The organism is Streptomyces sp. NPDC015125 (assembly GCF_043080045.1).
GTDB lineage: Bacteria > Actinomycetota > Actinomycetes > Streptomycetales > Streptomycetaceae > Streptomyces.
On record NZ_JBIBVF010000004.1, the window covers coordinates 419,943 to 433,387 of the forward strand.

Consider the following 13,445-nt stretch of genomic DNA (forward strand, 5'->3'; position numbering starts at 1 on the left):
GGGCCCGGAGCGTTGGCGCGATGCCGGGGTCAACTGCGTTCGGAGGGGGTTTCGTACGGCTGCTCCAGGCTGTGGCCCGGGACAAGAGGACGCAGAAGCCCTTCCTGGACGACCGACACCAGCAGTCTGCCCTCGCGGTCGTAGATCCGCCCGCGGGCCAGGCCGCGGCCTCCGGTGGCGATCGGCGACTCCTGGTCGTAGAGGAACCACTCGTCCGCGCGGAACGGGCGGTGGAACCACATCGCGTGGTCGAGCGAGGCCATGTCGAACCCGCGGGGGCCCCAGAGCGGCTCGATCGGGATGCGGACGGCGTCCAGCAGCGTCATATCGCTGGCGTAGGTCAGCGCGCAGGTGTGCACGAGCGGATCGTCGCCCAGTGGCCCGACCGCGCGCATCCACACCGCGCTGCGGGGTTCCGCACCCTCGATCTCCTCCGGGGTCCAGCGCAGCCGGTCGGCATACCGGATCTCGAAGGGCATCCGGCGTGCCATGCGCTCCAGCGACTCGGGCAGGCTGTGCAGGCGCTCGCGGACCTCTTCCGCGACCGTCGGCAGCTCCTCCGGGTCGGGAACCACCCGCCGCAGCGGCAACTGGTGATCGAAGCCGGGTTCCGGCTTGTGGAAGGAGGCGGTCAGATTGAAGATCGTGCGTCCCTGCTGGACGGCGACGACCCGGCGTGTGGTGAAGGACCGCCCGTCGCGAACCCGCTCGACCAGGTACACGATCGGCACCCCGGGCCGGCCCGGCCGCAGAAAGTACGCATGGAGCGAGTGGACCGGGCGGTCCCCTTCCGTGGTCCGCCCGGCAGCGACCAGCGCCTGGCCCGCGACCTGCCCGCCGAAGACCCGCTGCAACGATTCCTGCGGGCTGCGGCCCCGGAAGATGTTCACCTCGATCTGCTCCAGATCCAGCAGATCGACCAGCTTTTCGGCGGGATTGGTCATGACCGGTGGTCCTCCGTCAGATCCTTCGGCGGCCTCGGTCGAAGCCGTCGCCTCACCACTGACCCACATCCGTGACCCGCACCACCGCGCGCCCCTCCTCGTCGGAGGCGGCCAGATCCACCTCCGCGGAGATGCCCCAGTCGTGATCACCGTTCGGGTCGGCGAAAGTCTGCCGCACCTTCCACAGCCCGTGCTCGGCATCCTCCTGAATCTGCAGCAGCTTCGGGCCGCGCGCGTCCGGACCGGTGCCCAGCTCGTCGTATTCGTCCCAGTAGGCGTCCATCGCCTCGCCCCAGGCATCCACGTCCCAGCCGGAATCGGCATCCATCTCGCCGAGTTCCTCGACCTTGTCCAGGGCCGCGAGCTCCACCCGCCGGAACATCGCATTGCGCACCAGTACCCGGAACGCCCGCGCGTTGGCCGTGACCGGCCGGACCTGATCGGCCCGCTCCGCGGCCTGCTCGGCCGTCTCCACCTCCGGGTTGGCAAGCTGTTCCCACTCGTCCAGCAGACTGGAGTCGACCTGGCGCACCATCTCACCCAGCCAGGCGATGATGTCCTGGAAGTCCTCGGACTTCAGATCGTCCGGGACGGTGTGGTCCAGCGCCTTGAACGCACTGGCCAGGTAGCGCAGCACGATCCCCTCGGTGCGGGCCAGCTCGTAGAAGGACGTGAACTCCGTGAAGGTCATGGCGCGTTCGTACATATCGCGGATGACCGACTTCGGCGACAGCGGATGGTCGCCGACCCACGGGTGGCTCTTGCGGTACAGGCCGTAGGCGTGGAAGAGCAGCTCCTCCAGCGGCTTGGGGTACTCGACGTCCATGAGCCGTTCCATGCGGTCTTCGTACTCGACGCCGTCGGCCTTCATCTGGGCGACCGCCTCGCCCCGGGCCTTGTTCTGCTGCGCGGCCAGGATCTGGCGCGGATCGTCCAGGGTGGACTCCACGACCGAGACCATGTCCAGCGCGTAGGACGGCGACTCCGGGTCGAGCAGGTCGAACGCGGCCAGGGCGAATGTCGACAGCGGCTGGTTGAGCGCGAAGTCCTGCTGAAGATCCACGGTCAGCCGGACGATCCGGCCCTCCGCGTCCGGCGCCGGCAGCCGCTCCACGATCCCGCCGTCCAGCAGCGAACGATAGATCGCGATGGCCCGCCGGATGTGCCGGAGCTGATTCTTGCGGGGCTCGTGGTTGTCCTCCAGCAGCTTGCGCAGGGCCTCGAACGCATCGCCCGGCCGGGCGATCACGGACAGCAGCATCGCGTGGGTCACCCGGAAGCGGGAGTTCAGCGGCTCCGGATCGGAAGCGATCAGCTTCTCGAAGGTGTTCTCACCCCAGTTGACGAAGCCCTCCGGCGCCTTCTTGCGCACCACCTTCCGGCGCTTCTTGGGGTCGTCACCGGCCTTGGCCAGCGCCTTCTCGTTCTCCACGACATGCTCGGGGGCCTGCGCGACCACGAAGCCCGCGGTGTCGAAGCCGGCCCGGCCGGCGCGGCCCGCGATCTGATGGAACTCCCGTGCTCGCAGCGTCCGCACCCGCGTCCCGTCGTACTTGGTCAGCGCGGTGAACAAAACCGTACGAATGGGGACGTTGACGCCCACGCCGAGGGTGTCCGTGCCGCAGATGACCTTCAGCAAACCCGCCTGTGCCAGCTTCTCGACGAGCCTGCGGTACTTCGGCAGCATGCCGGCATGGTGCACGCCGATGCCATGACGGACATACCGCGACAGATTCCGGCCGAACTTGGTGGTGAACCGGAAATTCCCGATGAGTTCGGCGATCTGGTCCTTCTCGGCGCGTGTACACATATTGATGCTCATCAGGGCCTGCGCCCGCTCGACGGCGGCGGCCTGGGTGAAGTGCACGATGTACACGGGCGACTGGCGGGTTTCCAGCAGCTCGGTGAGGGTCTCCGTCATCGCCGTCGTGCGGTACTCGTACGACAGCGGCACCGGCCGTGTCGCCGAGCGCACCATCGACGTGGGCTTCCCCGTGCGCCGGGTCAGATCCCCTTCGAAACGCGACATATCGCCGAGCGTCGCCGACATCAGAATGAACTGCGCCTGCGGAAGTTCCAGCAGCGGAATCTGCCAGGCCCAGCCACGGTCCGGCTCGGCATAGAAATGGAACTCGTCCATCACCACCTGGCCGATGTCGGCGTCTTTCCCGTCCCGCAGCGCTATCGAGGCGAGGACCTCGGCAGTGCAGCAGATGACCGGGGCATCGGCATTGACCGAGGCGTCACCGGTGAGCATGCCGACGTTCTCGGTGCCGAACAGCTTGCACAGGTCGAAGAACTTCTCCGAGACCAGCGCCTTGATGGGGGCGGTGTAGAAGGTGACCTGATCATTGGCGAGCGCGGTGAAGTGCGCGCCGGCCGCCACCAGGCTCTTACCGGAGCCGGTCGGGGTGGACAGGATGACGTTCGCCCCGGAGACCACCTCGATCAGCGCCTCCTCCTGGGCAGGGTAGAGCGAAATGCCCTGCTGCTCGGCCCAGCCCGAAAAGGCTTCGAAGAGGGCATCGGGGTCGGCGTCGTTCGGGAGATGATCGATGAGGGTCACGCCCCCATACTGCCTGTCTTCGGCCGGGATCAGGGAACCGGCGGCTCGGAGGGAGGCCGGTTCAAGATCGACGAAGCCCGTGGCTGCCCGCCCGGAAGGCTCCCGGACCACGCTGTCCCGGCCCCGGCATCGGCTCGGGACGCCGTTCCGGCGGCCCCGGCCTGCGGAAACACGCCTCGTCTCGGCGCGGGCGCGGAGAAGGGCCGGGCGCGGTGTCGTCACCCTCCGTGCGGAGTCAAGGGCGCACTGTTGTTGTCGCTAATCACCCTCTGCGCCCCCCGGCGGATGCGTGGCGCAGCTCACGCCGGGTGCGCCGGGGTGGACGCCTCGGCCCGTTTCCGTCGGTCGTCGGTCGTCGATTTGCGGCCGGGGAAGAGGTTCGTGAGACAACCACCGTAGGTGGGGGCCAGGCGGGAGGGGTATCCCAACGGCGGTGATCATGAGCGCAGTTGGTGTGGTGGGTGCAGTCGGCCGGGAGCAGTCCGAGGGCGTCGTCCCTGGCGAAAGACAGGAAGGGGCCCGGGGCGAGCAGTTGACCCGTGGGCCGGTGCCGGTCCTGCGGTCCGTCCTGCGGTCCGTCCTGCGGTACGTCCTGCCGGTCCGTCCTGCGGCCGTTCTGCCCGTGCGCCCGTGCAGGACGTGGGCTCACCCCCTCCTCGTAGGGAGATCATCTGACGCTACGCTGAGTCGCCGACCGGGCGTCAGAGGCGCGGCTCAGCAGTACAAGAGGCACTCCGGTACAAGAGGCACACCGTCCGCGCCGGAGAACGAGCGCAAGAGAACAAGGGGTGGGAACAACCATGATGGGACCGGCGCACTCACTGTCCGGGGCCGCGGCCTGGCTGGGGGTGGGCGCGGCGGCCGCTGCCGCCGGACATCCGATGCCCTGGCCGGTGCTCGTCTGCGGAGCTCTGATCTGCGCCGGTGCGGCGCTCGCCCCGGACCTCGACCACAAGTCCGCGACCATCTCGCGGGCCTTCGGGCCGCTCTCGCGCTGGCTGTGCGAAGTGGTCGACGCGATCTCGCACGCGGTCTACAAGGCGACCAAGATGCGCGGTGACTCGAACCGCAACGGAGGGCACCGCACGCTCACCCACACCTGGGTGTGGGCCGTGCTGGTCGGCGCCGGGATGTCGCTGCTGGCGATGAAGGGCGGTCGCTGGGCCGTCCTCGGCATCCTCTTCGTCCATATGGTGCTCGCCATCGAGGGGCTGTTGTGGCGGGCGGCACGGGTCTCCAGCGATGTGCTGGTGTGGCTGCTGGGCGCCGCCTCGGCCTGGATCCTGGCCGGCATTCTCGACCAGCCGGGCAACGGCGCGAGCTGGCTGTTCACCGCCCCGGGCGAGCAGTACCTCTGGCTGGGCCTGCCGGTCGTTCTCGGCGCCCTGGTCCACGACATCGGCGATGCCCTGACCGTCTCGGGCTGCCCCGTCCTGTGGCCCATCCCGATAGGCCGCAAGCGCTGGTACCCGGTCGGCCCGCCCAAGGGCATGCGCTTCAAGGCCGGCAGCTGGGTCGAGCTGAAGGTGCTGATGCCGGTGTTCATGGTGCTGGGCGGCCTGGGTGGTCTGGGCGCGCTCGGTTATCTCTGACGTGCGCGGCCCGGTCACCGGAGGCTGATGCGGAGGCCCCCGGAGAGGCCCTACATCCTTTCCGGACGTCCTTTCCGGGGCCCGCGAGGCGTGCGCACTCGCGGGCCCTCACCTTGCCGCTCGCGGACCCGGCCCTTGCCCGCCCCTGAGCCGCCCTGACGGCGCCCGGACGGGGGCCAGCCGACTTCTCGCCGCGCCTGGCACGCGCCGCGGGCGGCCCCGGATCAGCCGTGCCAGGACTGCCAGAGCGCCGCATACGCGCCACCGGCGGAAACCAGCTCGTCGTGGCTGCCCAGCTCGCTGATCCGGCCCTCCTCGACGACCGCGATCACATCGGCGTCATGGGCGGTGTGCAGCCGGTGCGCAATCGCCACGACCGTACGGCCGTCCAGCACCCTGCTCAGCGAGCGCTCCAGATGGCGGGCCGCCCGCGGGTCGAGCAGGGACGTCGCCTCGTCCAGCACCAGGGTGTGCGGATCGGCGAGCACCAGCCGGGCCAGTGCGATCTGCTGGGCCTGGGCAGGCGTCAGCGGATGGCCGCCCGAGCCCACCTCGGTGTCCAGCCCCTTGTCCAGGGCCCGCGCCCAGTCATCGGCGTCCACCGCGCCGAGCGCCGCCCACAGTTCGGCATCGGCCGCCCCGCTGCGCGCCAGCAGGAGGTTGTCGCGGAGCGCGCCGACGAAGACATGGTGTTCCTGGTTGACCAGCGCCACCTGCTCGCGGATCCGCTCGGCCGGCATCGCGGACAGCTCGGCCCCGCCCAGCGTGACGCTGCCCACCCGAGGGCCGTAGATGCCCGCCAGGAGCCGGCCCAGCGTCGACTTGCCGGCGCCGGAGGGCCCGACCAGCGCCAGCCGGGTCCCCGGGCGGACCCGCAACGAGACCTCCCGGAGCACATCGACGCCCGCACGGTAGCCGAAGCTGACCCCGTCGGCGCGGACGTCCCGGCCGTCCGGGAGGCGCCCCGCAGCGGCGGCCTCCGGCTCGATCTCCCGGACGCCGACGAGCCGGGCGATGGACACCTGGGCCACCTGCAGCTCGTCGTACCAGCGCAGGACCATGCCGACCGGCTCGATCATCAGCTGCGCCAGCAGCGCCCCGGTCGTCAGCTGCCCCGGAGTGATCCAGCCCTGGATGACGAAGGCTCCGCCGAGCAGCAACACCGAGCCCAGGAGCAGCACATGCGTCAGATCGATGACGGGGAAGAGCACCGAGCGCAGAGAGAGCGTGTAGCGCTCCCATTGGGTCCAGGTTCGAACCCGGTCTTCCGACAGGGCGATCCGGCGGGCGCCCAGCCGATGGGCCTCGACCGTGCGCCCCGCGTCCACGGACTCGGTGAGCACCGCGGACACCGCCGCGTAACCGGCCGCCTCGGAGCGGTAGGCGCTCGGTGCCCGTTTGAAGTACCAGCGGCAGCCGACGATCAGCAGCGGGAGCGCGATCAGTACGGACAGCGCGAGCGGCGGTGCGGTCACCGTCAGCCCGCCGAGCAGCAGCGCCACCCACACCACGCCGATGGACAGCTGCGGTACGGCCTCGCGCATCGCGCTGGAGAGCCGGTCGATGTCGGTGGTGATCCGCGACAGCAGGTCGCCGGTGCCGGCCCGCTCCAGGACACCCGGCGGCAGCGCCACGGACCGTACGAGGAAGTCCTCGCGCAGATCCGCCAGCATCCGCTCACCGAGCATCGCCCCGCGCAGCCGGACCATGCGGACGAACACCGTCTGGGCGGCCAGCGCGACGGCGAACAGCCCGATGGTGCGCTCCAGCGGGACGTCACGGGCTCCCGTGGACAGCCTCTCGACGACTCCGCCGAGCAGATACGGGCCGGCCATGGAGGCGATCACCGCGGCCGCGTTCACGGCGACCAGCAGGGTGAACGCTCTGCGGTGACGGCGGATCAGGCCGCCGACGTAGCTGCGCACCGTTTCCGGGGAGCCGACGGGAAGAGTGGTGCGGGTCTGCGGGGCGTCCGGATCGTGCTCCGGCGGCGCCAGGCCGATCATGCGGTCTCCTCGATCCGGTCGGTCGGCAGCTCCGGCTCGGGGTCCGGTTCGCGGGTGACGATCGCGCGGTAGGCGGGGTGGCTGTGCAGCAGTTCGCGGTGGGTCGCCTCGGCGACGGCCTTCCCCTCCTGGAGGAACACCACCTGTTCGGCCCGGTCCAGCAGGAGCGTGCTGGAGGTGAGCACGACGGTCGTACGCCCCGTCCTGATCTCCCGCAGGCCCTCGGCGATCCGGGCCTCGGTGTGCGCATCGACGGCGCTGGTCGGCTCGTCGAGCACCAGCACCTCCGGGTCGGCGACCAGCGACCTGGCGAGGGCGAGCCGCTGGCGCTGCCCGCCGGACAGCGAGCGGCCGCGCTCGGTGATGTGGGTGTGCATCGGGTCTCCCGAGTCGTCGGCGGACGCCTGTGCCAGCGCGGTCAGCACATCGCCGCACTGCGCCGCGGTCAGCGCCTCCTTCGCGCCCACCCGGCCGGATGCCGGTACGTCGAGCAGTTCGCCGAGCGTGCCCGAGAGCAGCATCGGGTCCTTGTCCTGGACGAGTACGGCAGCACGGGCGGTGTCGCGTGCCAGGTCGTCCAGCGGGGTGCCGCCGAGCACGGCCGAGACCGGCACGGCGCCGTCACCGCCGTCTTCGTCGTGCTGCGGCGGGTGTCCGCCGAGGCGTTCGGCGAGCCGGCCCGCGCTGTCGGGGTCGCCGCAGACCACCGCGGTCAGCCGGCCGGCCGCGGCGGTCAGGCCGCTGACCGGGTCGTGCAGATCGCCGGTGGGCGTCGCCCTCTGGCCCGTCCCCTGACCCGTGTCCCGGCCCGCCTCCCGGCCCGTGTCCCGTCCGCCGGCCGGCCGGTTCTGCGCCAGGACGCGGGCCGTGCGCTTCGCCGACGGCTTGGCGAAGGAATACGCCTGGGCGATCTCCTCGAAGTATCTGAGCGGCAGGAGCAGGAAGGTGACCGCACTGTAGACGGTGACGAGAGCGCCGACGGCGAGTGTGCCGTCGAGGGCGAGCCGCGTGCCGTACCAGACCACCGCGATGAGCAGCAGGCCCGGCAGGAGTACCTGGACGGCCGAGATCAGCGACCACATCCGGGCGCTGCGGACGGCGGCCTTGCGCACTTCCTGGGAGGCGTTGCGGTAGCGGCCGAGGAAGAGTTCCTCGCCGCCGATGCCGCGCAGTACACGCAGTCCGGCAACGGTGTCGGAGGCCAGCTCGGTGGCCTGGCCGGCCTTCTCGCGCTGGGCGTCGGCGCGTCGGGTGGCGTGCGGCAGCAACGGCAGCACGGCCAGCGCCATGACGGGCACGCCGACGGCCACCAGGACGCCGAGTTCCGGACGGTAGAGGGCCAGGGCGACACAGACGCCGACCGCGGTGACCGCGGCGGCACCGAACCGGGAGAGCGCCTCGACGAACCAGCCGATCTTCTCCAGGTCGCCGGTGCTGACGGCGACGATCTCGCCGGCCGCCACCCGCCGCGTCATGGCCGAGCCCAGTTCCGTGGTCTTGCGGGCGAGCAGTTGCTGCATCCGGGCGACGGTGGTGATCCAGTTGGTGACGGCCGCGCGGTGCAGCATCGTGCCACCGATCGCGATCAGGGCGCCCAAGGCCATGGTCAGGGAGCCGGCCAGGACGAGCCGGCCGGCGTCGCGGTCCACCACGGCCTGCACGGCAAGACCCACCGGTACCGGGGAGGCGGCGATGGCACCGAAGTTCACCAGCCCCCAGGCGAGGGCCTTGAGCTGCCCGCCGAGCTGTTGTGTGCACAGCCAGCGGAGAAAGGCGCCGCCCGTACGGACGTCAGGGACGCCCGGGTCGGGATGCGGAAGGTCGCGAATGTGCATGATGTCCCAGACGAAGTGGTGGTGGGTGGGCGGCAACAGGCCGTCGCGGCAGGGGAATGGCCCTCTCGCCTGTCTCGTCTCCGGCGGAGGTCCTGGAAGACTGGCCCGCGACGTGGGTGGATTTCAAACGGTTTTTCCGCTGTGGCCCTGGGATCCGGACAATCGTGCGGGGGTCTGCCGGTCGGGTCTGCCGGTCGGGTCTGCCGGCCGGGCCGGTCGGCGGGGGCCTGTCAGCGGCGGTCGGGTGCCGACCGGGCGTCAGGCCGACGGTGCGACCATGGGCGTCATGCGAACAGCGGGCAGTGCGATGCGGATGGCGACGGTGGTCGCGGCGGGACTGGTCCTTCTGGCGGGCTGCGGCGGCGGTGCGAGCGGCGGCAAGGACGGGGACGGCAAGGGTGACGGTGCGGGCAAGGGGGAGCGCCCCGGCGGCCCGGCCCGCGGCGCGTCGGCCACCACCCACCTCAAGAACATCCCCGAGGTCGGCACTGCCCTGCGGTCGCGGATCCCGGCCGGTTCCCGGCAGGTCGTGGCGGTCTACGGCCAGGGCGTGAACTCCGCCGAGGCCACGGTCGTCCTCTACGGCAAGGACGCCAAGGGCTGGGACCGCAAGGGCAGTTGGGCCGCCCATAACGGCCGGCGCGGCTGGACGGTGGATCACCACGAAGGGGACAAGCGCAGCCCCGTCGGGGTGTTCCCGCTGACCGATGCGGGCGGGGTGCTCCAGGATCCCGGCGCCAAGCTGCCCTATACGCATTCATCGGCGTTCACCCCGCCGTCGTACTGGTCCAAGAACACCCGGCACGACTTCGACTACGTCGTCGCGATCAACTACAACCGCGTCAAGGGGACCTCACCGCTGGACCAGACCCGTCCGCAGGGCGAGTCGAAGGGCGGCGGGGTCTGGTTGCACCTGGACCACGGCAGCGGGACGTCCGCCTGCGTCAGCGTCCCGAAGGCCGGGATGCAGGCATTGCTGCGCGCCCTCGATCCCGCGCGGCACCCGGTGGTGGTCATGGGGGACAAGGCGCACCTGGCGGCCTGAGCGCACGGGGTGCGGCGCGCGTGAGACGACCCCGCGCCTCACGCGTGGCGCGTGGACGAGGTGCGGCGCCGCCTGCCTTCGCAAAGCCGGAGGAAAGCAAGCGCAACGGTCACCGCTGCCCGAAATCGGAGAACCCGGGTGCCTCCTTGGGTCAAGCTCCAAGATTTCCCGGGAAGTTACACCGACCTCTTTCGTGGGGAACAACAAGCGGCCATAGTGACGGATCGCGGAAGTCCACTTCCGCATCACAGAATCCGTCCATGGAGGAGTGCCCGTGCCGCACGCCACCGGAAGCCTCACCCGCCGCGCAGGCCGTTTTCTGCGCACCAGCCTGTTCGCGCAGGTACTCATCGCTCTGGTCCTCGGTGTTCTCGTCGGACGCCTGTGGCCGCAGGCGGGATCTTCGCTCCAGCCGCTCGGTGACGGCTTTGTCCGCCTGATCAAGGCGATGATCGCCCCGCTGGTGTTCTGCGTGGTCGTCGCCGGGATCACCAAGGCGGGCGACCTCAGGGCCTTTGGCCGGATCGGGGTCAAGGCCTTGATCTGGTTCGAGGTGGCGACCAGCATCGCGCTCGTCGTCGGCCTGCTGGCCGGCAATGTCTTCGCGCCCGGCGCCGGAATGCATATCGACCCCGCGTCCCTGGACAAGGGCGCGGTGGACGCCAAGACGGGCGGCGGGCAACTGCCCTCCGCCGCCCAGTTCGTCCTGGAGTCGCTGCCGGACAGCGCGGTCGGCGCGTTCGCCGAGAACTCGCTGCTGCAAGTCCTGGTCCTGGCCTGCCTGGTAGGCGCTGCGCTGCTGCACCTCGGGCAGAAGAAGGCGCCGCAGATCCTGCCGCTGATCGAGCAGGCCCAGGATGTCGTGTTCACCATCGTCGGCTTCCTCATGAAGCTCGCCCCGCTCGCGGTCTTCGGTGCCACCGCCCACCTGGTGGGGGAGTACGGCCTGGGCGCGATGTCCACGTACGGAAAGTTGATCGCGGTCTGTTACGGGGTGGCGCTGGCCTTCCTCGTGCTGCTCGGCTGCGCGCTCAAGGCCGTCACCGGGCTGAGCCTGTGGAAGTTCGTCCGCTACACCCGTGAGGAGCTGCTGCTGGCGCTCGGCACGGGCTCCAGCGAGACCGTGATGCCGCGGATGATGCAGAAGCTGCGAGCCGCGGGCTGCCGGGACGATGCGGTGGGGCTGGTGCTGCCGACCGGCTACTCCTTCAACCTCGACGGCGCCTCGATCTACCTCTCCATCGGCACGCTCTTCATCGCCCAGGCCATCGGTGTCGAGCTGTCGCTCGGCCGGCAGATCACCGTGGTGCTGGTCCTGATGCTGACCAGCAAGGGCATGGCGGGCGTGCCGGGTTCGGCATTCCTTGCGCTGTCCGCCACGGCCTCCGCGCTGGGCGTCATCCCGGCCGCCGCCGTCGCCCTGCTGCTCGGCGTCGACCGGATCATGGATTCGATGCGGGTGACGACCAATCTGCTCGGCAACTGCGTCGCGGTCTTCGCGGTCTCCCGCTGGGAGGGCGCACTGGACCGGGTGACGGCGAAGAAGGTCCTGAACGGCGAGCCGCCGGCCGCCGCGCAGACCGGCCTGCCGAGGGAGTGGGAGCGGCCGGTGGAACCGGCGACGGCTGATCCGGCGATGTCACGGGAGGCGGCCCCCGAGCCGGGCGCCGCCTCCGTCACCACCCGCGACACCTGAGGCGACAGACCGGGGCCCGCCCGGCGCACGCCGCCCGCCGGGCCCCGCACCGTTGCGGCTCCTTACCCCTCCGGCTTGGGCGAATCCATCCCCGGCCGCGCCTTCTTCCACAGCCCCCGGGTGAAGTCGGGAATCTCCTGCGGGGCGCCGTTCGCCTTGATCGAGAGGTCGCTCAGCGGAACCGGCGCGGTCCAGGTCGCCGCGTCATAGACGTCGAAGTCCGGTACCAGGCCGAGCCGCATGCACTGCATCAGCCGGAAGACCAGCATGTAGTCCATGCCGCCGTGCCCGCCGGGCGGGTTGGCGTGCTCCTTCCAGAGCCAGTGGTCCCACTCGGCGTACTTGGTGAAGTCGCCCCACTCGTCGTTGCTCTGGTCCGGCTCCAGGTAGATCCGCTCGGGGTAGTCCTCGAAGAGGCCCTTGGTGCCGCCGAGGCTGTTGATCCGGCTGTAGGGGTGCGGGGTGGAGACATCGTGCTCCAGCCGGATCACCCGCCCCTTGGCGGTCTGGACGAGGCTGATCGTCCGGTCGCTCCCGATGTACGACTCCTTCCAGCTGGGGTCGTTCGCCGGCATGTGCTCCTTGCGGTACTTGGCGAGGCCGAGGGCGGGCGTGCCGACGCTGGAGATGCGTACGGCGCGGTCCCCGCGGTTGATGTCCATGTAGTTGGCGACCGGGCCGAAACCGTGGTTGGGGTAGAGGTCGCCGCGCAGCCGGGTGTGCCACAGCCGCCGCCACGGCCCCTCGTAGTACTTGGGGTCGAACATCAGGCCGCGCAGATCGTGGATATAGGCACCGGCGCCGTGCAGCAGATCGCCGAACAGGCCCGCATGCGCCATCCGCAGCACCCGCATCTCGTTCCTGCCGTAGCAGCAGTTCTCCAGTTGCAGACAGTGTCTGCGGGTGCGCTCGGAGAGGTGGACCAGTTCCCACAGCTGGTCCAGACGCAGCGCAAGGGGGCATTCCACGCCCACGTGCTTGCCGTTGAGCATCGCGGTCTTCGCCATCTCGAAGTGCCGGTCCCACGGCGTGGCCGCATAGACGAAGTCGATGTCGCCGCGCTTGCAGAGGTTCTCGAAGTCGTGGTCGCCGTTGGTGTAGACGGCGGGCGCGGGCTGCCCCGCGGCGGTGACCTTCTTGGCGGCCTTGGCGGTCTTGTCCTTCACCGGGTCGCACAGGGCGACGACGCGGACGCCCGGGATCGCGAGAAAGAGGTCGATCATGGTGCCGCCGCGGTTGCCGAGCCCGATGATGCCGACGCGGACGGTGCTGCGCTGCTCGAACGGCACCCCGATCATGGTTCTGCCCTTGGCGTCGGGCGACGCGGCGGCGGCCGTGGCGGGTGCGGCCGCCGTGGTCGTCGAGGGCGCGGCCGCCGCGGCCGGCCCGGACGACAGGCCGCCGAGCCCGAGTCCGGCGCCCGCCGCACCGGCGGTCCACAGGACCGAACGGCGGCTCGGACCCGCCTCGTCGTGGTCGTGGTCGTGGTCGCGGTCGTGGTCGTGGTTCTGCGATGGTGCCTCGTTCATCGGTCCTCCAGGGGAGCGGTGGTGTGCCGGGGCATACGTGAACCTCGGTCAGGACCCTGTCGGCCGGGGGCCCGAGGCACAAGAGGGCCGATTGGACTCTTGATGCGGCGCTCTTGGACTCTTTGCCGCAATACCGGACGGCCTACGGCACCACCGGAGGTGCCGTCACCCGTACCTTTCGCAAGTCGCTGAAAAGTCTTGCGGAAAGCCTTGACGTGTCCACAAGGCAAAC

8 protein-coding genes are annotated in these 13,445 nt (G+C 70.4%); 3 read left to right on the forward strand and 5 right to left on the reverse strand.

The window, feature by feature from the left end; translation table 11 throughout:
• Positions 1-29 precede the first annotated feature (29 nt).
• Together ACF088_RS13970 and ACF088_RS13975 are read right to left on the reverse strand one after the other, a co-directional pair.
• Positions 30-944 (reverse strand): acyl-CoA thioesterase, encoded by a 915-nt coding sequence (locus ACF088_RS13970; protein ID WP_392375940.1) that lies wholly within the window; start codon positions 942-944, stop codon positions 30-32.
• Between the two features lie 52 nt (positions 945-996).
• Complete coding sequence (locus ACF088_RS13975) at positions 997-3,510, reverse strand: DEAD/DEAH box helicase (RefSeq protein ID WP_392375941.1); 2,514 nt, start codon at positions 3,508-3,510, stop codon at positions 997-999.
• A gap of 800 nt (positions 3,511-4,310) precedes the next feature.
• On the opposite strand from ACF088_RS13975, the gene ACF088_RS13980 reads away from it, so the two are divergent.
• Positions 4,311-5,102, forward strand: coding sequence for a metal-dependent hydrolase (locus ACF088_RS13980; RefSeq protein ID WP_392376027.1), 792 nt, complete (start codon positions 4,311-4,313; stop codon positions 5,100-5,102).
• A gap of 224 nt (positions 5,103-5,326) precedes the next feature.
• Here the strand turns inward: ACF088_RS13980 and ACF088_RS13985 are convergent, their stop codons facing one another.
• Positions 5,327-7,108 (reverse strand): ABC transporter ATP-binding protein, encoded by a 1,782-nt coding sequence (locus tag ACF088_RS13985; RefSeq protein WP_392375942.1) that lies wholly within the window; start codon positions 7,106-7,108, stop codon positions 5,327-5,329.
• A complete protein-coding gene (locus ACF088_RS13990; RefSeq protein ID WP_392375943.1) occupies positions 7,105-8,943 on the reverse strand; it encodes an ABC transporter transmembrane domain-containing protein in 1,839 nt (612 codons plus the stop codon). Before ACF088_RS13990 ends, ACF088_RS13985 begins: the two co-directional genes overlap by 4 nt.
• 286 nt (positions 8,944-9,229) lie before the next feature.
• Between ACF088_RS13990 and ACF088_RS13995 the strand changes: the two genes are divergently transcribed.
• Positions 9,230-9,988 carry a hypothetical protein gene (locus ACF088_RS13995; RefSeq protein ID WP_392375944.1) on the forward strand — a complete coding sequence of 253 codons (759 nt, stop codon included), beginning with the start codon at positions 9,230-9,232 and terminating at the stop codon, positions 9,986-9,988.
• A gap of 274 nt (positions 9,989-10,262) precedes the next feature.
• Positions 10,263-11,684 (forward strand): cation:dicarboxylate symporter family transporter, encoded by a 1,422-nt coding sequence (locus tag ACF088_RS14000; RefSeq protein WP_392375945.1) that lies wholly within the window; start codon positions 10,263-10,265, stop codon positions 11,682-11,684.
• A 62-nt stretch (positions 11,685-11,746) separates the two neighbouring features.
• On the opposite strand, the gene ACF088_RS14005 is transcribed toward ACF088_RS14000, so the two are convergent.
• Complete coding sequence (locus ACF088_RS14005; protein ID WP_392375946.1) at positions 11,747-13,213, reverse strand: Gfo/Idh/MocA family protein; 1,467 nt, start codon at positions 13,211-13,213, stop codon at positions 11,747-11,749.
• Between the last annotated feature and the right edge of the window lie 232 nt (positions 13,214-13,445).